Annotated in this window: 13 protein-coding genes and 4 pseudogenes; 12 read left to right on the top strand and 5 right to left on the bottom strand. The window is 60.6% G+C overall.

Going from position 1 to position 21,404, the window contains the following annotated elements; translation table 11 throughout:
• Positions 1-23 precede the first annotated feature (23 nt).
• Both ML401_RS38810 and ML401_RS38805 read left to right on the top strand, forming a co-directional pair.
• Positions 24-1,346: pseudogene (locus ML401_RS38810) on the top strand (transposase); the annotation flags it as partial.
• Between the two features lie 120 nt (positions 1,347-1,466).
• Positions 1,467-1,842 (top strand): annotated as a pseudogene (locus ML401_RS38805) (transposase); the annotation flags it as partial.
• 767 nt (positions 1,843-2,609) lie between these two features.
• Here the strand turns inward: ML401_RS38805 and istB are convergent.
• Complete coding sequence (gene istB / locus ML401_RS38800; protein ID WP_285813411.1) at positions 2,610-3,386, bottom strand: IS21-like element helper ATPase IstB; 777 nt, start codon at positions 3,384-3,386, stop codon at positions 2,610-2,612.
• Between the two features lie 17 nt (positions 3,387-3,403).
• A complete protein-coding gene (istA, locus tag ML401_RS38795) occupies positions 3,404-4,954 on the bottom strand; it encodes an IS21 family transposase (RefSeq protein ID WP_285812915.1) in 1,551 nt (516 codons plus the stop codon).
• 303 nt (positions 4,955-5,257) lie between these two features.
• On the opposite strand from istA, the pseudogene ML401_RS38790 reads away from it, so the two are divergent.
• From ML401_RS38790 to ML401_RS38775, 4 genes and pseudogenes are all read left to right on the top strand, one after another.
• Positions 5,258-5,515 (top strand): annotated as a pseudogene (locus tag ML401_RS38790) (nickel-dependent hydrogenase large subunit); the annotation flags it as partial.
• Between the two features lie 112 nt (positions 5,516-5,627).
• A complete protein-coding gene (locus ML401_RS38785) occupies positions 5,628-5,825 on the top strand; it encodes a nickel-dependent hydrogenase large subunit (protein ID WP_376717430.1) in 198 nt (65 codons plus the stop codon).
• Between the two features lie 213 nt (positions 5,826-6,038).
• Complete coding sequence (gltB, locus tag ML401_RS38780; RefSeq protein WP_285813064.1) at positions 6,039-10,724, top strand: glutamate synthase large subunit; 4,686 nt, start codon at positions 6,039-6,041, stop codon at positions 10,722-10,724.
• Positions 10,725-10,933: 209 nt separating this feature from the next.
• Positions 10,934-11,953, top strand: a pseudogene (locus ML401_RS38775) (integrase core domain-containing protein); the annotation flags it as partial.
• Positions 11,954-12,078: 125 nt separating this feature from the next.
• Here ML401_RS38775 and ML401_RS38770 read toward each other — a convergent pair.
• Together ML401_RS38770 and ML401_RS38765 are read right to left on the bottom strand one after the other, a co-directional pair.
• Complete coding sequence (locus ML401_RS38770) at positions 12,079-12,219, bottom strand: hypothetical protein (protein WP_285813063.1); 141 nt, start codon at positions 12,217-12,219, stop codon at positions 12,079-12,081.
• Positions 12,216-13,130, bottom strand: coding sequence for a hypothetical protein (locus ML401_RS38765; protein WP_285813062.1), 915 nt, complete (start codon positions 13,128-13,130; stop codon positions 12,216-12,218). The genes ML401_RS38770 and ML401_RS38765 overlap by 4 nt, the downstream gene beginning before the upstream one ends.
• 756 nt (positions 13,131-13,886) lie before the next feature.
• Here ML401_RS38765 and ML401_RS38760 point away from each other — a divergent pair.
• A complete protein-coding gene (locus tag ML401_RS38760) occupies positions 13,887-15,044 on the top strand; it encodes a hypothetical protein (RefSeq protein WP_285813061.1) in 1,158 nt (385 codons plus the stop codon).
• Between the two features lie 15 nt (positions 15,045-15,059).
• Positions 15,060-15,920 (top strand): class I SAM-dependent methyltransferase, encoded by an 861-nt coding sequence (locus ML401_RS38755; RefSeq protein ID WP_285813060.1) that lies wholly within the window; start codon positions 15,060-15,062, stop codon positions 15,918-15,920.
• Positions 15,921-16,246: 326 nt separating this feature from the next.
• Here ML401_RS38755 and phnF read toward each other — a convergent pair whose 3' ends face one another.
• The gene (phnF, locus tag ML401_RS38750) at positions 16,247-17,026 is read right to left on the bottom strand and encodes a phosphonate metabolism transcriptional regulator PhnF (protein ID WP_285813059.1); all 780 of its coding nucleotides are present in this window, start codon (positions 17,024-17,026) and stop codon (positions 16,247-16,249) included.
• A 162-nt stretch (positions 17,027-17,188) separates the two neighbouring features.
• Between phnF and ML401_RS38745 the strand changes: the two genes are divergently transcribed.
• From ML401_RS38745 to ML401_RS38730, 4 genes are read left to right on the top strand one after another with little or no spacing between them, the layout of a single operon-like run.
• Positions 17,189-18,352, top strand: coding sequence for an ABC transporter ATP-binding protein (locus ML401_RS38745; protein WP_285813058.1), 1,164 nt, complete (start codon positions 17,189-17,191; stop codon positions 18,350-18,352).
• Positions 18,349-19,299: a carbohydrate ABC transporter permease gene (locus ML401_RS38740; protein ID WP_285813057.1), complete on the top strand. Its 951-nt coding sequence runs from the start codon at positions 18,349-18,351 to the stop codon at positions 19,297-19,299. The genes ML401_RS38745 and ML401_RS38740 overlap by 4 nt, the downstream gene beginning before the upstream one ends.
• Complete coding sequence (locus ML401_RS38735) at positions 19,296-20,132, top strand: carbohydrate ABC transporter permease (RefSeq protein WP_285813056.1); 837 nt, start codon at positions 19,296-19,298, stop codon at positions 20,130-20,132. Before ML401_RS38740 ends, ML401_RS38735 begins: the two co-directional genes overlap by 4 nt.
• Positions 20,129-21,403 carry an ABC transporter substrate-binding protein gene (locus tag ML401_RS38730; protein WP_285813410.1) on the top strand — a complete coding sequence of 425 codons (1,275 nt, stop codon included), beginning with the start codon at positions 20,129-20,131 and terminating at the stop codon, positions 21,401-21,403. Before ML401_RS38735 ends, ML401_RS38730 begins: the two co-directional genes overlap by 4 nt.
• Position 21,404: the final 1 nt, after the last annotated feature.

Below are 21,404 nucleotides of genomic sequence, written 5' to 3'. Positions count from 1 at the left end.
TCGCGATCGGCGGAGCAAACGAGATGCTGGGACGCAAGGAGCGGGATCAGTTGGAGCTCTTCATCACGGGCTCGCTGAAACAGCTCGTCCCAGATGAGCACGTGCTGGCGCGCGTCGATCGTGTGCTCGATCTGTCTTGGCTAAGGGAAGAGGTCACGGGTTGTTATTGCGCGAACGATGGCCGACCCGGCATCGATCCCGAAGCGGCGGTACGGTTGATGCTCGCCGGTCTGCTCATCGGCATCGTGCACGATCGCAAGCTGATGCGCGAGGCTCAGGTCAACATCGCTATTCGCTGGTTTGCCGGTTATCGCCCTGCATGAGCAGCTACCGCACCATTCCAGCTTGACGCGCATCCGCCAGCGCTGGGGCGAAGAGCGGTTCCGTAGGATATTCAAACGCACGGTCGAGGCCTGCCTGAAGGCCAAGATCGCAACAGCCGAAGTGGTTCACATCGATGCGTCGCTGATCCGCGCTAACGTGAGTTGGGACAGCCTCACGGAGCAACATGTGATGGATGTGCTGAGCGAAAATCAAGGTGAGGATGAAAGCGAACTCGAGAGAAAGGGCCGGCAGAGCGGCAAGTCCAAGAAGATTTGCACCACCGATCCTGATGCGACAATGGCCACAAATGCCCGAAACCGGCGGCTGGAGCCCGCTTACAAGCAGCACACTGCCGTCGATGACAAGGTCGGCGTCATTTTGGACGTCGCGGTTACGACCGGACAAACGAACGAAGGGGAGATGATCGAGCCGCAAGTCGATGAGGTTGAAGCTGTGACAGGCGTCGACATCAAGACGGTCACCGCGGATGCCGGCTATGCCTATGCTAAAGTCTACGGTGCGCTCGAGCGGCGCGGCATCGACGCCCTGATCGCAGCTAAAGCCGAACCAATTAAGAGCCGCGTACCGCTCAGACGCTTCCGATACGGATGCCAAGCACGACATCTTGAAGCCCGCAAGGACGTATCTTGCGCCCCGCGCGACCCATCAAGCACGGCCGTTTCTTCTATTCGAAGGCGAAGGATTGCGCCCGGTGTCCGCTCAAGGGCGATTGCCTATCGAAAGGGCGGGTTAACAAAGCGGTCGTTATCGGTGACGATTATCCTGCACTGCTCCGCGCTCGCCGCCGTCGCGAGCGATGGAGCAGACAGGATCGACGGCTCTATCAGCGCCATCGCTGGCGCTCAGAGGGCTTCCACGGCGAAGCCAAGACCTGGCACGGACTGGCGCGCGCCATACGGCGTGGTCTGCCAAACATGAAGATCCAGGCCCACCTCACAGCCGCCGCCATCAACCTCAAGCGGCTGGCAGCCGCTCTGCTTGCGCTTATTCTGCCTTGGATTGTCCCTCATAGTGCGTTTGCGGCTTCAGATCGCGCTGTAGCGCGGGTTTTGACGCGAGGGCCATGACGGGGCCGGTCGCTGCATCGCGCGAAATCTATTGGCCACTTCTTCAACGACCCCCGTGTCCACTTCATGCGCAACGTGTTGGGCGCATGCCGGCAAGAGCGGGCGGCGCGTCGTCTCCGCCTTCATCGCCACCGCCTTTGCCCAGGACGATGCCGAAGCGGCCAGGGCGCAGTGGCGCAAGGTCACCGACCAGCTCCGTCCCAAACTGCCCAAGCTCGCCGCCTCCATGGATGACGCCGAGCCCGACCTGCTCGCCTATATGAGCTTCCCGGCTCCGCACCGCGCCAAGCTGCACTCGACCGATCCGATCTAACGCCTCAACGGCGAGATCAAGCGGGGGGCCGAAGTCGTCGGTATCTTCCCCAATGAGGACGCCATCGTCCGCTTGGTCGGCGCGATCCTGTTCGAGCAGAACGACGAATGGGCGGTGGGGGGCGCACTCGCTCGTGCTGGCCTTCGATCGCGTTCTCGGACCGGAGGCATCGCGCGTCAAGCGAGGCGAGCTTCGTTCAAATGCGCCGGAGGAACTTGGCCGATTGCTGAGCGGCGCATAGCGGTTCGCAGTGCGGTTTAGCAGATCGCCTTTCCGCCGCATTGAGGACCGTGTCCCTTTGGCGCGCTCCAGACATCAGGCGCGTTTGCTCTCCGACAGACACCGTGTGGCATGTTGCATACGGTCAGCTCAGGGGAGTGGCGATCCGGATTCCAGTTCTGTCGCGGTGCGATGCTTTTTTTTTGAGCGTTCGGCATTCTCGTGATGAGCGCCACGTTTGACTCGCTTCCCGTAACATTGAGGCGGCGGGAGAATGCTTCGACCATGAGATTGTCCCGACGGGGGCTCCCAAACATGCCATGTTGAGGAGAGTACCAAGCTGCAACCTCTGCAAAGCCCTTCGAACGCAGCGAGGCCGGGGCATTTTGACATTCAGTCATAGGATCTCAAGCAACTCGTTCCGTCTTCTATTGCTCCCGACATCCCCGAATGGCTCGGTGTGCACGTTCTCCGATTTGTCACTATCGACTAGGGCGGCCGATCCCGGCATGGGCGACGCTGCAGCGGTATCCATTCGGCACATTGTGCACCCGTCTGCGTATTTCGCAAGAACGGGACAGCGGTTTCGCTAACTGACGGACAGCAGTTTCGCTAAATCGCGGACAGCGTGGCGGCGCTGGCTTTTGGTTGCCTTGTTGTTGAAGTCAGTTGGTATTCGTTTCGCTGTTTTCGACGTCGATCAAGGGGCGCGCAGCTTTTTTCCTTCGCATGCTGTCGCCTTCGAGGGCGATACGGTGGGAGTTGTGGATGATCCGGTCGAGGATAGCATCTGCGATGGTCGGCTCGCCGATCATATCGTGCCATTGGGCAACGGGCAGCTGAGCGGTAATCAAGGTCGATTTGCGCCTGTAGCGCTCTTCGAAGATTTCGAGGAGATCAAGGCGCTGCTGGTCATTGAGGGTGTGGGTGCCCCAGTCGTCGAGGATGAGCAACTGGACACGTGCGAGCTTATCGATGAGGCGCGGGAAGCGACCATCGAGACGGGCCATGGCGAGGTCTTCGAACAGGCGCGGCATACGCAAATAAAGGACGGAATGATCGAGCCTGGCCGCCTGGCGTCCGAAGGCACACGCCAGCCAGGTTTTGCCAGTCCCGGTCAGGCCGGTGATGATGAAGTTCTCATGGGCTTTCAGCCAGGCGCCTTGCGCCAGCTGCAGGGTGTTGCGCCGGTCAAGGCCACGGCGGGACGCGAAGTCGACGTCTTCGATACAGGCGTCGACGAAGCGCAGCTTGGCTGCGGCCAGCCGATTGGTCAGGCGCCGGTCGGCGCGCATGGCAGCTTCGCGATCGAGCATCAGGCCGAGCCACTCGTCGCGGCTGAGATCGGCGGCATTGTCCTGTTCAGCCAATTGCCGGTAGGCCGCCGCCATTCCGGCAAGGCCGAGCGCCTGCATCTGGTCGAGGGTCGGGTGGGTCAGCATCGCGATGTTCCTTTCCTTCATTGATAATAGCCCCCACCACGGATGTTGGCGTGCGAGGGGGTGGCTTTGACGGGGGCGGCAGCAGGGCTCGCGCGGTCGAGCCCGGATTTGAGGATCGCGCTCACCGAGGAGTAGCTGATTGCGTTGATGACGAGTGCCCGCTCGCAGGCCGCTTCGAGCCGATCGCGCTCGTAACGCCGCGCCAGGGCGATGATCCCCATGGCGGAGCGATAACCCTGCTCGGGATGCGGGCGCTCACGCATCATCCGCTCGACCAGCGTGGCGGCGTTGACGCCGATCCGCGCCGCCATCTTGATCAAGCTCGCCGGCGTCATATTGGCGTACCGCTGGTGGGCCTTGGGCATATGCTCGTTCACGGTGACATGGCCGCCGCGCTGGGAACGGCGTACATGGCTGGCGATACGCTGGTGATCCTGGAAGATCTCGACGGCCCGATAGGTGAGCCGGACGTCCACCCGACGGCCGATCAGCCGGTGCGGCACCGAGTAAAAGGTCCTGTCGACTTCGACGTGATAATCGGGGTGGACCTTCGCCGTTTTCCATTCGGCGTATTCGAACGGCTCGCCCGGCAGCGGCGTCAACGCAGCGCGCTCGATCTCCTCGAACAGCTGCCGGCGGGATTTGCCGATATGGCGCATCGGCCGATGGTTCAGCTCCTCCAGCAAATCGGCGATCGCAGTATTGAGATCGGTCAGGTTGAAGAACCGCCGATGGCGCAGCCGTGCCAGAATCCAGCGCTCAACAATCAGCACCGCGCCTTCAACCTTGCCCTTGTCGCGGGGCTTGCGGCTGCGGGTCGGCAAAATCGTCGTGTCGTAGTGCTCGGCCATGGCGGCAAAGGTTTGGTTGAGCGTCGGCTCGAACCACAACGCCTTGACGACCCCGGCCTTCAGATTGTCGCAGACGATCGCCTTGGGAACTCCGCCGAAGTACGACAAGGCTCGGGTCTGGCCTTCGATCCAATCTGGTAGTCGCTGACCGAAGCTTCCCATAGCGAAGGTCAGCGACGAGGCCCCGAGCACCGCGACAAATATCTGCGCCTGACGGATCTCGCCGGTTTGCGGATCGATCACCTCCACCGTCGGACCGGCATAGTCGGTCTGCATAACTGCACCCGCCGCGTGGCGATGACGGAAGGTCGGGTTCGCCCGGCGCCGATAGACGTCAAACTTCTCGCAGAACCACGTGTAACCATAGCCCTCGGGATGCGCCGTCCGGTATTCCTGCCACAACAGCGTCAGTGTCACGCCCTTGCGCTTGAGCTCCTGCGCGACCCGCGGCCACTCAGGCTCACTCAAGTCCTGCGGAGGCCGCCCGACCCGCCGGAACAGAGCCCGCTGCAACGCCGCCTCGCTCGCGTAAATCGGCGGTAACGGCCAGCTTAAGCCCGCCTCGCGTGCCCGCAGCAGGTAGGTGGCAACCGAGCTCTTGCTGATCTGCAGCCGTTCCGAGATCTCCCGAACCGACAGGTCCTGCTCGTACGTCAGCCTCAGGATCGATCGTAGGTCCTTCACAGTGGTTCGTTTCGCTTGCTTCCGTCTCGGCATTGCCCCTCTCAAACTCAGCTTGAGAGAGAACATTGCCTGAACGGCGCTCCCGAAAACCAACCTCCCGCAACTGTCCGCGATTTAGCGGAATCCCTGTCCGGGAATTACTGAAATCGCTGTCCGCAAATTACCGAAATCGGTGTCCGGAAATTGCCGAAACACGCACCCGTCCGGCCCTCGTTGTTTGTACGGCGATTCCCTTCCTTGCTCCGCAACTGCATACCGTGGTTTGAGGGTTCGAGACGAAAGCGGCTTAGTATCCCTTAGGGTTCCGCTGCGGTGGTGGCGTGCTTCGCGCACGCGATGCTCGCGATGCCTGGGCGTTCCCTGAGGGAGTTTGCCGGGTCTGTACCGCACGCGCTGGGACCTGTGCGCGCGGTGCAGAACCCCCTTGGCATCGTCGTCCCGAGAATGCCAGTTCATCGGCAACATCATGCGACCAAGCACGACCATCTCGTTTATCACGCGCATGCTCTGGATTCGGTCGAGGTGGTCTCCGCAGTCGAAGCCGGCGCGAAGGCAACGTCAGCATTTGCGCAATCAGTCTCATCCGGGGCCTTTCAGGATCTGCTGATCAGGCTCAGCAAGTTCGTGCAGTCAAGGCAAGTCGATTCCATTCAAGAGCGCATTTTGGAGGCATCCGGCGTACAAGCTTTCGCCGGAGGAAAACCTGATGGCGGTGGCACATTATCTGCAAGCGCTCTATTTCCAGAAGGAGATTGGCAAACGCCATGCTGTTTACTGCGGCAAGAACCCGCATGCGAACTGGCTGGTTGGTGGCGCAGCCTGCGCGATCAATGTCGGGCATCGGCGCGGTGGCGCGAGCAACATGGAGCGATTGAGCCTGTCGCCTCGACGACCGATCGCGTAATCGATCCATCGAACAGGCTTAATCTGCCGGATGGTGAGGCGGATCGACGCTATTCGGCAGCGACGTATCATCTTGGCGTTCACAATTTTTGCGGACTAAGTGGGCCAGAGTTGAGACATCGGCTGCTCAGCCGGTGCGATGAATTAATCCCGCGCAATCCCAAAAAAGCGCCCGGCGGTGCCCGGGCTCCAAACGCGGATTGAGAGGAATACAATGAGCCGGCTGCAAATCGTGCGCCAAAACATCTTCAGCGACGAATCGTCGGCGGAGTTCAACTCGAGGCCGGCCGAGGCGACGCGCGAGCACAATTCACGCCCCAAAGCCGAAGGCCTCTACGATCCGAGCCTGGAGAAGGATTCCTGCGGCGTCGGCTTCATCGCCAACATCAAGGGCAAGAAGTCGCACGAGATCGTCTCGGACGCGCTGAGCATCCTCTGCAATCTCGAGCATCGCGGCGCCGTCGGCGCCGACCCGCGCGCCGGTGACGGCGCCGGCATTCTGGTGCAGATCCCGCACGCCTTCTTCAGCCGCAAGGCCGGGGAGCTCGGCTTTACGCTGCCAGCTCCGGGCGAATACGCCATCGGCGCGTTGTTCATGCCGCGCGACACCGCCTGGCGCAACGTCATCAAGAGCATCGTCGCCGACCAGATCAAGGAAGAGGGTCTGACCCTGCTCGGCTGGCGCGACGTGCCGACCGACAATTCCTCGCTCGGCGTCACCGTGAAGCCGACCGAGCCCGCCTGCATGCAGGTGTTCATCGGCCGCAACGGCACCGCCAAGACCGAGGACGAGTTCGAGCGCCGGCTCTACATCCTGCGCAAGTCGATCTCGCAGGCGATCTACCAGCGCCGCGACCGCGGCCTTGCCGGCTATTACCCGTGCTCGATGTCCTGCCGCACCGTGATCTACAAGGGCATGTTCCTCGCCGACCAGCTCGGCAAGTACTATCCCGATCTGCACGAGGCCGACTTCGAGAGCGCGCTCGCGCTCGTGCACCAACGCTTCTCGACCAACACCTTCCCGGCCTGGTCGCTGGCGCATCCCTACCGCATGATCGCGCATAACGGCGAGATCAACACGCTGCGCGGCAACGTCAACTGGATGGCGGCGCGCCAGGCCTCGGTCAGCTCCGAGCTCTACGGCAAGGACATCAACCGGCTTTGGCCGATCTGCTATGAAGGCCAGTCCGACACCGCCTGCTTCGACAACGCGCTCGAATTCCTGGTGCAGGGCGGCTACTCGCTGCCGCATGCCGTCATGATGATGATTCCGGAGGCGTGGGCCGGCAATCCCTTGATGGATGAGAAGCGCCGCGCCTTCTACGAATATCATGCCGCGCTGATGGAGCCGTGGGACGGCCCCGCCGCGATCGCCTTTACCGACGGCCGCCAGATCGGCGCCACGCTCGACCGCAACGGCCTCCGGCCCGCGCGCTATCTCGTCACCAAGGACGATCGCATCGTCATGGCGTCCGAGATGGGTGTGCTGACGATCCCCGAGGACCAGATCATCACCAAGTGGCGGCTGCAGCCCGGCAAGATGCTGCTGGTCGATCTCGAGCAGGGCCGCCTGATTCCGGACGACGAGATCAAGGCTTCGCTCGCCGCCAGCCATCCCTACAAGGCGTGGCTGGAGCGGACTCAGATCGTGCTCGAAGACCTGCCGAAGGTGCCGACCACTGGCGTGCGCTCAAACCTGTCGCTGCTCGACCGCCAGCAGGCGTTCGGCTACAGCCAGGAAGACATCACCATCCTGATGACGCCGATGGCGGCCACGGGCGAAGAAGCCGCGGGCTCGATGGGCAACGACACGCCGATCTCGGCGCTGTCGGACAAGGCCAAGCCGCTGTTCACCTATTTCAAGCAGAACTTCGCGCAGGTCACCAACCCGCCGATCGACCCGATCCGCGAGGAGCTGGTGATGAGCCTCGTCTCGATCATCGGGCCGCGGCCGAACCTGTTCGACCTGCAGGGCATGGCTACGACCAAGCGCCTCGAAGTGCGCCAGCCGATCCTGACCGACGCGGACCTGGAAAAGATCGGCTCGATCTCGGAGGTGGCCGAGTCGCACTTCAAGTCGCGCACGCTGGACACCACCTTCCACGCCGGTCTCGGCGCGGCGGGCATGGACCAGGTGCTCGACGAGCTCTGCGCGCGCGCCGAAAGCGCGGTGCGCGAGGGCGTCAACATCATCATCCTGTCCGACCGCATGGTCGGCACCGACCGCGTGCCGATCCCATCGCTGCTGGCCTGCGCCGCCGTGCATCATCACCTGATCCGCACCGGCCTGCGCACCTCGGTCGGCCTCGTCGTCGAATCCGGCGAGCCGCGCGAAGTGCATCACTTCGCTTGTCTTGCGGGCTACGGCGCCGAAGCGATCAACCCCTATCTCGCGTTCGAGACCATCATCGCGATGAAGGACCGCCTGCCCGGCTCGCTCGACGACTACGAGATCGTCAAGCGCTACATCAAGTCGATCGGCAAGGGCCTTTTGAAGGTGATGTCCAAGATGGGCATCTCGACCTACCAGTCCTATTGCGGCGCGCAGATTTTTGACGCGGTCGGTCTCAAGGCCGACTTCGTCGCAAAATTCTTCGCGGGCACGCATACCCGCGTCGAGGGCGTCGGGCTTGGCGAGATCGCCGAAGAGGCGGTACGCCGTCATGCCGACGCGTTCGGTGAAGCTCAGGTCTACAAGAGCGCGCTCGATGTCGGCGGCGAATATGCCTATCGCAGCCGCGGCGAGGACCATGCGTGGACTGCCGAATCGGTATCGCTGCTGCAGCACGCCGCGCGCGGCAATTCGCAGGAGCGCTACCGCGCCTTCGCAAAGATCCTCAACGAGCAGTCGGAGCGTCTGCTGACGCTGCGCGGCCTGTTCCGGATCAAGAACGCCGACGAAGAGAAGCGCAAGCCTGTAGCCCTCGACCAGGTCGAGCCGGCCAAGGACATCGTCAAGCGTTTCGCCACCGGTGCGATGAGCTTCGGCTCGATCTCGCGCGAGGCGCACACCACGCTCGCGATCGCGATGAACCGGATCGGCGGCAAGTCGAACACCGGCGAAGGCGGCGAGGAAGCCGACCGCTTCAAGCCGATGCCGAACGGCGATTCCATGCGCTCGGCGATCAAGCAGGTCGCCTCGGGCCGCTTCGGCGTCACCACGGAGTATCTCGTCAACTCCGACATGATGCAGATCAAGATGGCGCAGGGTGCCAAGCCCGGCGAAGGCGGCCAGCTACCCGGCCACAAGGTCGACGCGACCATCGCCAAGGTCCGGCACTCGACGCCGGGCGTCGGCCTGATCTCGCCGCCGCCGCACCACGACATCTACTCGATCGAGGATCTGGCGCAGCTCATCTACGACCTCAAGAATGTCAACCCGACCGGTGACGTCTCGGTCAAGCTCGTCTCCGAGATCGGCGTCGGCACCGTGGCTGCGGGCGTCGCCAAGGCGCGCGCCGACCACGTCACCATTGCGGGCTTCGAAGGCGGCACCGGCGCATCGCCCCTGACCTCGATCAAGCATGCCGGCTCGCCGTGGGAGATCGGCCTCGCCGAGACCCATCAGACGCTGGTGCGCGAGCGGCTGCGCAGCCGCATCGTGGTCCAGGTCGACGGCGGCTTCCGCACCGGCCGCGACGTCGTCATCGGCGCGCTCTTGGGCGCCGACGAGTTCGGCTTTGCCACCGCGCCGCTGATTGCGGCCGGTTGCATCATGATGCGCAAATGCCACCTCAACACCTGTCCGGTCGGCGTCGCGACCCAGGATCCGGTGCTGCGCAAGCGCTTCACCGGCCAGCCCGAGCACGTGATCAACTACTTCTTCTTCGTCGCCGAAGAAGTCCGGGAGATCATGGCGAGCCTCGGCTTCCGCACCTTCAACGAGATGGTCGGCCAGGTTCAGCTGCTCGACCAGACCAAGCTGGTTGCGCATTGGAAGGCCAAGGGCCTCGACTTCTCCAAGCTGTTCGTCAAGCAGAAGGAGGAGAAGGGCCAGAAGATCTATCACTCCGAGCGCCAGAACCATCATTTGGAGGCGGTGCTCGACCGCTCGCTGATCGAGAAGGCGACGCCTGCGCTCGACCGTGGCGCGCCGGTGAAGATCGAGCCCGCGATCAACAGCACCAACCGCTCCGCCGGCGCGATGCTGTCCGGCGCGGTCGCCAAGATCTACGGCCATGCCGGCCTGCCGCACGACACCATCCATGTCAGCCTCAAGGGCACCGCCGGCCAGGCCTTCGGTGCGTGGCTCGCCCACGGCGTCACCTTCGAGCTCGAAGGTGAAGCCAACGATTATGTCGGCAAGGGCCTCTCGGGCGGCAAGATCATCGTCAAGCCGCCGAGGAACTCGGCCATCGTGCCGGAAGAGAGCATCATCGTCGGCAACACCGTGATGTACGGCGCGATCGCGGGCGAGTGCTACTTCCGCGGCATCGCCGGCGAGCGTTTTGCCGTGCGCAACTCGGGCGCGGTCGCCGTGGTCGAGGGCGCGGGCGATCATTGCTGCGAATACATGACCGGCGGCATCGTTGTCGTGCTCGGCAAGACCGGGCGCAACTTCGCGGCCGGCATGTCCGGCGGTATTGCCTACGTGCTCGACGAGGCCGGCGACTTCGACAGGCTGTGCAACCTCAGCATGGTCGAGCTCGAGCCGGTGCTGTCGGAGGAGCTGATCAACGCCGGCACCTATAATCACTCCGGTGACCTCGAGGCGCATGGCCGGGTCGACGTGTTCAAGAACCTGCTCGCCTCCGACGTCGAGCGGCTGCACGTCCTGATCTCGCGCCACGCCAAGGCGACCGGCTCCAAGCGCGCCGCCGACATCCTCGCCAATTGGAAGGACTGGCTGCCCAAATTCCGCAAGGTGATGCCGGTCGAGTACCGGCGCGCCCTTCGTTAGCCTCAGGCCAATGCTGAAGGCCGAGCCGAAAAATCGAAATCGGGGCGTAAGAAAACGATCTCATGGTGAGGGGGCAAGGGCCGCCTCGTAAAATACACAAGGCTGTCGCCGCCGGCTTTAATTACCCACATCTCAGCGAGCTCTGATCGCGATGCATCATTGAGGCGTGTTAGGCCTCGCCAGACGACCGTGTTTCCTGGCGGCGGATCGAGGCCAAGCGACTGAAGACGCTGGAGAAGGAGAATGCGAAGCTGAAGAAGCTTCTGGCCGAGCAGATTCGATGCGGCTGCCCTTCGCGAACTCCTTTCAAAAAAAAAGAGGGCCCCGCCGCCAAGCGCGCTGCCGTCGCGCATCTGCAGGCGGTCATGAGCCTGTCGGGAGCGGAGGAGGGCCCGTTCAATCATCAGCGCGGACCGGAAGATGATCCGCTATCACTCCAGCCGCCCTCTGGATGCGGAGCTGCGTGGCCGCGCGATCTCGCCACCGGGCGGCGGCGGTCGTTCGGCTACCGCCGGCTGTTCGTCCTGTTGCGACGGGAAGCAGAGCCATCGGGGATCAACCGGATCTACCGGCATTATCGGGAAGAAGCGCTCGCGTCCGCAAGCGATGAGCTCGCCGCAAGGCCGTGGGGACCCGGCCCCGATCCTGGTGGAGGCCAGGCCCAATGCACGCTGGTCGCTGGACTTCGTTCATGACCAGTTCGCCATGGACGGCGCTTCCGCATCCTCAACATCGTCGATGACGTCACCACAAAGTGCCGGGAGGCTATTCCGGATACGTCGGTCTCGGGCCGGCGCGTCGCCCGCGAGCTGACGGCGATCGTCGAGCGACGGGGCAAGCTAGGGATGACCGTGTCCGACCATGGCACCGAGTTTCACCTCCAATGCCATGCTGCCTGGTGCAAAGGATCATCGACTGGTACTTCATTGCGCCCAAAAAGCCGATGCAGAATGGCTTCATCGAAAGCTCCAACGGCTCGATGCGTGACGAACTGCTGAACAAGACCCTGTTTTCGATCTTGACGACACCCGCGCCAAGATCGACCGGGTCGCTGACTACAATATCCCGCGGCCTCACTCGTCGCTGAATACCTCACCCAGCGGCCTATGCCGCCCAACTCACCGAAAGGACGATCGGTTACGCAAACCCGGCCAGCTCCGCCGATCATCCGCTGCTCCACACGCCCGCTTGGCGTACAAAACCCTGAGACTCTAACCGCTGCCGGATGAGTGGCAGGTCATGCCGATTATACAAGGATTGATTTGTCCAGGATCGACTTATCCCCCCGCTCGGGATACTGCGATGCGTCTCGTTTGGATCCCAAGCCAAGAGATGCTTGCGGATTTCCAGGCTGTTATGGCTTCGAGACGAAGCTAAGGACTGCTGAATCGCGCGCTGTTGGCATGTGATCGCCAAAACAGTTGCGGGGAGACTTGATATAAATGGGCTGCTTCATCAGGTCGGACAGCTGTTTAACTGCATCGATGATCATCACTGGTCGACTCCCGGCGGACCTCCTGATGTGAGGCGGCCTAATGCGCACGTCACCGACGACTCGCTGGAGAGTTTGATTGATTGTCTCACTAGCGACGCGCCGATCAGACGAGTGGCTCCTCGTCTTCCGTATTTGAAAGGAACAATCAGGCGTTGGTACGACAGCTGAACTTTGTCGTTCAAATGGGGTCTACGAATCTTGGCATCGACCTCATCTAGGCGAGGTTGGTGCGTTTCTAGGACAGACTCGTACATACCATGCACCCATCGCCCATATTCATAATCCGGTTGTTCATCAACCGGCATGCCGGGCGCATTCTCCCGCCAGGTCTTGCTGAAGATTTCGAAGCCGGCTCCGAGATCGATAATGGTGAGGCGACCAGCCACGGCCTCAATCGCGGCGAACCTGACCGCGGCTGTGGAGCACAACGCCTTCTTCAGAGCTATCAGATCGGCGGTTCGGTCCGAACAGTCCCAGTAGGACAAAAGCATGGATAGTGGACCTTGGCAGCCTACCAACGTCTCAATCGGCATCTGCCTGTATCGAATGTTTGTCGCCGCTTGCCTGCAAGGCTCGCCTAGCCGCTGATTTATATATGTGACCGCTTGCGAACGAGTTGAAAACAACTTGTCAGCGAGGTCTACCGAGTTTGAAATGACAATTCGCTCCACCCCAAGGTCGCTGACAAGATTGATCGCCGCAGCAACGCTGGCTGGGGTGGCAGTCTCAAACCGGATTCGTATCTGTGCCGACCCGGGACGGAACAGAGCAACTATCACGAAACCCATATTATTGATGAGATAACTCAGGAACTCGAATTCGGTCACTGGGTAGTGTAGAAAACATTTACGCAGAGCTGAAGAACATGCGTCCCAAGCGTGGCCGCGATCGTCCAGTACGATTGTCCGCATGAGGGCCTCACGGCAAATCTGAGTGCCATTGTTTGCGCCAACTATGCGACTACAAAACATCGCGCCCGCGCGCTTGCACAGTGCCGCCAGCAGCCCGAAACAAGATGCCAATCCAATGCAAGCATCAACCTGCCAAGGTTGGTAATGGGCCCGCACGACGGGACGTAATTGGCTGCGGGACATTCCTACCAGGGCTGGTCATTGATCGTCTGTAGCGGTCGTGTATCAACTCGTAAATGATGAAAACGGTCGGGAAATGGTCGTCTGATACTGAAATCAGTCGCCGAGCAACCAGCAGAGAGTTCGTATGCATTCCGAGTCAATATCGCTCATCCCCGACACTCACGACGATCTGTTTCTAATCCCCAGGGTCGAGGCGGAGATCGCGCGATATGGCATGAATGAGAGGCTGAGTCGCGCCTATACCCGCGCAGGCGCCATCCTGTCTCCATTCGCGAAAGGACGTGGCGGACGAGATCCTCGCCTTCGCGAACGTCCAGTAGAGCTGGCGCTTTGCGTGATTGCGGCGACGACAAATTACTTGCCGCGCGCCGGTGTCGGCCTATCGCGACGCCAATATCTCTCGGTGATCCGGACTATTCATTCAATGCTTGCCGCGTCTGCGGGCGCATCATTGCCGAAGAGAGCATCGCCAAAATCGAAAGTGAAAGCGGCACCGCTCGATGAGGTCGTTCGCCTAACGCGCCCACTCCCGAAATAATGATGGTACGAGTCGACTATAACGAGGAAGAGCCCGTGATCACTCAGAAAATCATTCTCGAGGACACCACTCTGCGCGACGGCGAACAAACACCTGGCCTAGCGTTTTCGACCGAGCAGAAGCTCGCTATCTTCGATGCCCTCATCAAGATAGGAGTACGATACATCGAGCCCGGCATCCCAACCATGGGGGGAGACGAGACGACGGCGCTGAAAGCAATGCTCGAACGTAAGGATGAAGCGCTCCTGGTCGCGTGGAACCGGGGCGTTCGCCAAGACATCGAGGCGGGTCTCGCACTTGGATTCCGGGCCGTTCACATCGGACTGCCGACCTCCCGGCATCATCTGGAGAAGAGCCTTGGACGAGACCGGACTTGGCTCATCGGAAGAGCGACAGAACTCATTAAGTTCGCCAAGGATCAGGACGTCTTCGTCTCAATCAGCGCAGAAGACGTCGGAAGGACCGAAATTCCGTTTCTGCAGGACTATGCCGGTGCTGTCACTGCAGCAGGTGCCAACCGGTTGAGATTGTCGGATACGATAGGCATCATGACGCCACAAACCTATGCCGAACGGGTCAGGAGCGTCCGGTCGGTCTCGGACATTGCCGTGCAGTGCCATTGCCACAACGACTATGGTCTTTCGATCGCGAACACTTTGGCCGGTCTAGAGGCAGGTGCGACCTATTTCCATGTCTGCGTCAACGGCATTGGCGAGAGAGCCGGCATGCCTGATCTGGCGCAGATGACGATGGCGCTGAAGAAGCTTTACGGTATCGATCTCGGCATCGATACAACGGCGCTCGTAGCTCTGGCCACGCTCGTGAGCGAGACCACACGTCAGCCGCTGCCGATTTGGCAACCGATCGTCGGTCGTAACATCTTCGCGCACGAGTCCGGTATTCACGCAAAGGGCATGCTCAAGAACGCCGGCACCTTCGAGCCCTTCCAGCCTGATGAGGTAGGTGGAGAGCGACGCTATGTCGTCGGAAAGCACTCAGGAAGGGCGGTCGTGAAACACGTCCTGGAGGGGCAGGGCGTTACGGTCGATGAGGATCTGCTGCCTGCTTGCCTGGAGACAGTCCGAAGTGAGGCAGTTCGCATCGGTGGACTGATTGAGCCCGATATTTTGCTTGCAATCTATCAGACCATCAAGACCTCATCCGGGCGCGTTCGGCCCGACACGAAGGTATAGGCAAGGCGGGTTCCAATGGAAGAGAAGACAATCCCTCTTGCGTCTACTAGGCAACTAGGCCAGTCCGAGCAGGATTCGCAGGCCCCCTATGACGCGGTATCCAACGCATACGACGTCACACGCCGCCCTGATCCAAGACTGGCCGACGCAATCCTGGAACGGCTTCGCCCAGATCATGGCAAAACGTATCTGGATCTTGGCTGTGGCACCGGGAACTACCTTGCGGAATTTGCTGCGCGGGGCTACGCGATGATAGGGCTCGACTTGTCACAAGGCATGCTGCGAGTCGCCCAAGAGAAATCGAGGAACTCCGAGTTTATTTGCGCACCTGCTGAAAAAATGCCGATGGCTGACGCGAGCGTGGCTGGCGCGTTCTCGTGCCTGGCAGTTCATCACTTCAACGATCTCGAGGCCATGGCAGGTGAGGTCTATCGCGTGCTCGAACCTGGCGCGCGGTTCGTCATCTTCACTACCGATCCCTCCCAGACCCGGACCTTCTGGCTCAACGAATATTTTGGCGAGCTGATGAGATCCAGCGAATCCCTAATGCCGTCCGTCACGCGTCTTGTGACGGTGCTCCAGCGTGTCGGATTCCGTCCAGTGAAAGTTTCGACCTGGGACATCCCCGAGAATATGGTCGACCTGTTCCTCTATGGCGCCAAGCATCAGCCGGCCCTCTATTTGCACGATGAGGTGCGGCAGGGCATCACGCGCTTCCGCCGGGCAGGCCAGAGCCGAATGGTTCAGGAAGGGTGCCGGCGACTGGAAGAGGACATTCGCTCGGGCCGATTCCGCAAAGTTTTGGATCAACATCCATCGGCATGTGGTGATTACACCTTCATTACGGGTTGCAAAGCTGCGGCGCGCAGCGAATGAACGCGAGGACTGGCCAGCACTTCGATTCCTAAGTTCGCGTTTGGGCCGCATCCGTTTGCGAGCTTCGAGAGCGAAGGAGCACCGGTAGCTCGGGTTTCCATGGTTCGAATGATATCAGGCAGCCTCAGCGAGCTTGTAGGGGCCAGGTGTGGATAACGATTGACGTCGTTGATGCCGGTCATGATGCTCTCCTTGAGTTCGTCTCACCGGATGTGACGCAGGATGGCGTGCCCGAGTTTGGAGAAGAAGTCGGTGACGAGGTTGAGGTAAGAGCTGTGCTTGGGCGTGAACATACATCTCTTAAATCCGTCCGACGAGCCGCGTCGTTAGACCGAAATATCCGCGATGAACGTGACCGGCTTAGCGTCGCCGAAGACGAGCTGGACGCGCTCCCCGGCATAGAGCGTTTCGTGGTACACGATAGGATGGGACTGCGAATCGACGTCGAGTGCCTCCACAAGCAGCACCGGCACCGATTCCAATTGCCTCAGATGGTGTGCGTCCTCCTTGGACGGTATATGCGCAACGCATCGGGTGACATCCCGGAAATAGTCCAAGACATCAAAGGACTCCAACGCCTTCGTCATTGACATCGTCTTGCGGTAGATCTCGCCAAAGCCGGCAAATCGACTGGCTGGAAGGTAGGTCTTTGCGACGCTGATCGGCAATCTATCGGCCTCGCCGACGAGATGAAGAAAAACAGCTCGATCGCCATCGCGCATTTTCAGCGCTGCTGCGACTTTGCCGTAGATCGGACGTTCGCCAGCGGCCAACAGCGTATGGCCGGGCACCTTCCCGAGTAGCTTGATGTTGGTGCTGAATCGCGTCCGCTTCCCGATCGGATAATCTATTAGCTCGGGAACGAGATAGGATCCGCCGCCCTTGCGCTTGAAAACGACGCCGCGCTCGACGAGACCGGCGATGGCCTGCCGGACAGTGTGCCGATTCACGCCGAATTGCGAAGCCAGCTCTTTCTCCGACGGCAGACGATCGCGGTCCTTGAACCGTCCGCCTTTGATGAGCTTGAGCAGGGTGCTTTCGACCTGCTGCCACAAGTGGTCTCCTTGCGCATGCTCAAGCTGTTTGCGGAAGCTGGCGGAAATCATTGCAGGCTCTCTGTCATGGAAGATGGCTCGATCGGTCTGGCATGACCCGGCTCAATCGGAGTCTAAAGATCGCGCGCCAGGGCGTGATCACCCGTCATAAACCTGTAGCAAAACCTGTCTAGACAGGTTGCCGCGATCGACGAAACAATTCAAGCGGGAAATATGGCTGGGCTCTCCATTATCGGTCTGTCGAAGGGCTTTGGCTCGGTCAAGGTTCTGAAGGACCTCTCTCTTCAAATCAAGGATGGCGAGTTTCTCACTATACTCGGCCCATCGGGCTGTGGGAAATCGACCCTTCTAAAGATTCTCGCGGGTCTCGAGACAGCGGACGCTGGTTCGATCTTCCTTGGAGACAAGCAGCTGGACGGCGTACGTCCAAAACATCGCAATGTGGCGATGGTCTTTCAGTCCTATGCTCTTTATCCGCATATGACAGCAGCGGAGAATGTTGCTCTGCCCCTGCGCATGCGGCGTCTAAATGTCTGGCAAAGGCTTCCGGGAATCGGCGCGCTCCTGCCCGGTGTGACCGCCGCGAGCGAGGGAATCGCTGCAGACGTGTCGCGGGTGGCTGTCGCACTTGGGCTCGATGAGCTCTTGCACAGGAAGCCGATGGAATTGTCCGGGGGACAGCGGCAGCGCGTTGCTCTGGGGCGCGCGATCGTGCGCGAACCGGCCGTCTTCCTTATGGACGAGCCGCTGTCGAATCTCGACGCTAAGCTTCGCATCCAGATGCGGGCCGAAATCAAGGAGCTCCATCGAAGACTTGGCAGTACCTTTATCTACGTGACACATGACCAGACCGAAGCGATGACGCTGTCGGATCGCATTGTTATCATGAGTAACGGTGAGATCCTGCAGGTGGCCCGGCCTCAGGATACGTATGCCGACCCCTCCCATTTGCGAGTTGCCGAGTTCGTCGGTTTCCCAAAGATCAACATCGTCGAAGCACTGGTTGTTGGTGGGCATATCGAAGTTGCCGGGACGCCACTTCGGGTCGATGGGGTGCCTCACGTTGCCGACCGGATTTTCGTCGGCATCCGCCCCGAATCCGTCCTTCCGGCGGAGCCCGGAGCTCTTGACGCGCTGTCCGGACGTGTTCGTCTGGTCGAGCATATGGGATCAGACGCCCTGGTGCACCTCGAGCTGCCCGGTGCAGCAGACCTGTTCGTTGCGCGCCTGTCGCTCGAATGTGCCTCCCGCATCCAGATCGGGGAGTCGCTCCGGCTCCACCTGCAGCCTGAGCTGCTGCTGTTCTTTGATTCTGGCGGCCATCGGATCAGGCCAGTGCGCCCCGTTACGCAGATCGAACGACGGGCGTTCGCATGACGACGTCCGGCGTCGCGATTTCACGACGCGCTGATCAAGGCGCGTCGGCGTTGGCTAGGCCAAGCGTGACGGAGCGGTATGCCGAATCGATTGCCGCCTATGTCCTTGTGTTGCCGGGCGCGACGCTGCTGGGGCTGCTGTTCCTTCTACCTTTGATTGCAATTGCTGCAATCGCAACCACGAATTGGCATTTCGGCAACTCGAGCCTGTCCTTCGTCGGCCTGAAGAACTTCCGCCAGGTGTTCGTCGATCCGACGTTCCGAAGCTCCCTGTTTAACACGATGATCTACGTGCTGATCGTCGTACCGGGAACGGTTGGCTTCGGACTGTTGGTCGCGCTGCTGATCGAGGCAGGAGAGAGCCTGCGCAGATTTTATCGGGCGATCCACTTCATCCCGTTCATGGCGACGCTTGCAGCGACCGCGATCGCCTGGGAAATGCTGCTGCATCCGACAATCGGACTTTTCAATCAGGCGCTGCTGGCCATCGGCTTTCCGACGACCAATTGGCTGCGAGATGAAAGAACGGTGCTTCCGATCCTTGCATTGATCGGCGTCTGGCAAAATGCCGGCTTCGCCATGGTGCTGTTCCTCGCAGGCCTGAAGGCTATTCCGAACGAGATATATCAGGCTGCCGATATCGATGGCGCGGATGGTTGGTTTGATAGGCTGAGTACGGTCACGCTGCCGATGCTCGGACCCGTGTCGATGTTTGTGCTCATTGTCGTCGCGATCAGAGCCTTCCAGGTCTTCGACACCGTCGCCATCCTGACGCAGGGTGGCCCGGGCCGAGCATCGGAAGTACTTCTCTATACGCTCTATCGCGAGAGCTTCGAATACCTGCGCACGGGATACGGTGCAACCGTGACCATTGTCTTCCTTGCAATCATCGTTGTCTTGACCTTGGCCCAGGCTTGGATCATGAGCCGGCGGGTGCACTATTCATGAGGGGCGGGCGCCAATTTGGTCCGTCGGCGATCGGACGGCACGCAGCGCTGCTTACCACCGGCGGGCTGACGCTTGCGCCGTTTCTGTGGATGGTGTCGCTGTCCCTAAAATCACCGAGCGAGATCTTCGAGCCGGGATTTTCGTTGCTTCCGAGACATTGGTACTTATGGCAGAACTATTCGGAGGCGCTCACGGCAGCGCCGCTGTTCCGATTCCTGGCCAACGGCGCGATCGTCTGCTCCTGTATCCTTGCGCTGCAGCTCCTGATTTGCGTGCCCATGGCCTACGCATTGGCGAAGTTGCGATTTCGCGGCCGGGGCCTGCTGTTCGGCGTCGTGCTGCTGACGCTGCTGCTGCCGCATCAGGTGCTCGCGCTGCCGATTTTCATCCTCTGTCACAAGCTCGGCATTCTGAACAGCTATGCGGCGCTGGTCCTGCCATTCGTCGTATCGCCTCTCGGGATCTTTCTGTTCAGGCAGTTCTTCCGAACAATTCCGGACGACGTCATCTACGCGGCGCGGCTGGATGGATTGTCAGAGCTTTCGATCGTCTGGCGGATCGTCTTGCCGATGTCGATGCCTGCGGTGATCGCGTTTTCGATCCTGTCCGTGGTGTTGCATTGGAACGACCTGTTTTGGCCAAGCATCGTCATCAAGACAACCCAGCTGATGCCGCCATCGCTTGGTGTGGCAGCATTTCGCGGTATCGAGTCTGGAAGCGACTACGGTCCCCTGATGGCAGGCGCTGTCATCGTGGTCCTGCCGCTCCTGATCTGCTTCTGGCTTGCTCAGCGCTGGTTCATCGAAGGCCTCACATCCGCGGCTATAAAGTGAAAGAGGAGTCTGCCGTGAATCTCGCTTCCCCAATCATTGTATGTTTTCTCGTCTGCATATGGTCTTCCGCTCTCACGGCAAAGGAGGTTACGCTATCCCTTCTTTATCCCAATGATCGCACCACGGCTGGCGCGCACAACGAGATCCGCGCGCTGTTCGAAAAGGAAAATCCCGGCATCAAAGTCGAAGTACTTGCGCCCGCGCAGAGCTATGAGGAGCTCTCCCAGAAGGTCGTTCGCGGTGCGATGATCAGCGACACGCCCGACGTGGTCCATCAGGGGCTTAGCCTAATGCGGGATCTGGTAGATCGCGGCCTTGCGGCCCCGCTCGATCCGTTCCTCGCGGAGGCCGGCGGCGGCGCAAAGCTAGGCTATGACGACAGCATGTTGAGGCTCGGGGCGCTCAAGGGAAAGCACTACGGCATTCCGTTCGCGATTTCGACGCCGGTGGTCTATGTCAATCTCGACCTGTTCAAGCAGACAGGCGTCGATCCGAAGGATTTTCCCAAGACATGGGATGAGATCGTCGCGCTCGGCAAGCGCCTCAATGATCCCGCGAAGGGCGTGGTCGGCTTTTACTTCCAATGGGACATCACCGCCAACTGGATGTTTCAGAGCCTCGTCTTCGCGAATGGCGGCCGGATGACCGACGACGACGAGAAGAAGGTTGCATTCGATCAGCCCGCCGGACTGAAGGCACTCGAGACGTTGGAGAGGTTTGCCAAGTCAGGCATGCCGAACCTCCCCTCGAGCCAGGCGCGAACGGCCTTCGCCGCCGGCAAGCTGGCGATCTTCGCAGATTCCACCTCGAACCTCGGCAAGGCCACCACGGAGATCGGTGATCGCTTCAAGTTTCAAGTTTTTCCATTTCCGCTCCCGGTAGCGGAAGGGCAGCTACCCGCCGGTGGGAACCTGGTCGTCATCCTGACGAAGGATCCTGACAAGCAGCGCGCTGCATGGAAATACGTCCGGTTTGCCACAGGACCCATCGGTCAAACGATCATGGCCAAGCACACGGGCTATCTGCCCAGCAACAAGATCGCGATCGAGACGCCGGATCTGCTGGGCAACTTTTACAAGGAACGGCCGAATTATCAGACCAGCCTGGACCAGGTGCCGCGGCTGACGGGCTGGTACGCTTTTCCCGGCTCCAATTCGCTCAAGATCATCGACACCATCAAGAAGGATACGGAGTCTGTCGTGACAGGTAAGGCGACGGCGGCCGAGATGATGCCTCGAATGGCATCTGACGTTCAAAAGTTGATGGAGTGAT

Source organism: Bradyrhizobium sp. 62B (assembly GCF_030272265.2).
GTDB lineage: Bacteria > Pseudomonadota > Alphaproteobacteria > Rhizobiales > Xanthobacteraceae > Bradyrhizobium.
Note: the sequence above shows the minus strand (reverse complement) of the source record. Positions and strands in the feature narration are given on the sequence as shown.

What these genes read in the sequence shown, in the direction of transcription:
- ML401_RS38765 (WP_285813062.1), bottom strand. Translation starts at nt 13,130, where the DNA reads ATGCGGACAATCGTACTGGACGATCGCGGCCACGCTTGGGACGCATGT.
- phnF (WP_285813059.1), bottom strand. Translation starts at nt 17,026, where the DNA reads ATGATTTCCGCCAGCTTCCGCAAACAGCTTGAGCATGCGCAAGGAGAC.
- istB (WP_285813411.1), bottom strand. Translation starts at nt 3,386, where the DNA reads ATGCTGACCCACCCGACCCTCGACCAGATGCAGGCGCTCGGCCTTGCC.
- ML401_RS38740 (WP_285813057.1), top strand. Translation starts at nt 18,349, where the DNA reads ATGACGACGTCCGGCGTCGCGATTTCACGACGCGCTGATCAAGGCGCG.
- istA (WP_285812915.1), bottom strand. Translation starts at nt 4,954, where the DNA reads ATGCCGAGACGGAAGCAAGCGAAACGAACCACTGTGAAGGACCTACGA.
- ML401_RS38755 (WP_285813060.1), top strand. Translation starts at nt 15,060, where the DNA reads ATGGAAGAGAAGACAATCCCTCTTGCGTCTACTAGGCAACTAGGCCAG.
- gltB (WP_285813064.1), top strand. Translation starts at nt 6,039, where the DNA reads ATGAGCCGGCTGCAAATCGTGCGCCAAAACATCTTCAGCGACGAATCG.
- ML401_RS38735 (WP_285813056.1), top strand. Translation starts at nt 19,296, where the DNA reads ATGAGGGGCGGGCGCCAATTTGGTCCGTCGGCGATCGGACGGCACGCA.
- ML401_RS38785 (WP_376717430.1), top strand. Translation starts at nt 5,628, where the DNA reads ATGGCGGTGGCACATTATCTGCAAGCGCTCTATTTCCAGAAGGAGATT.
- ML401_RS38745 (WP_285813058.1), top strand. Translation starts at nt 17,189, where the DNA reads ATGGCTGGGCTCTCCATTATCGGTCTGTCGAAGGGCTTTGGCTCGGTC.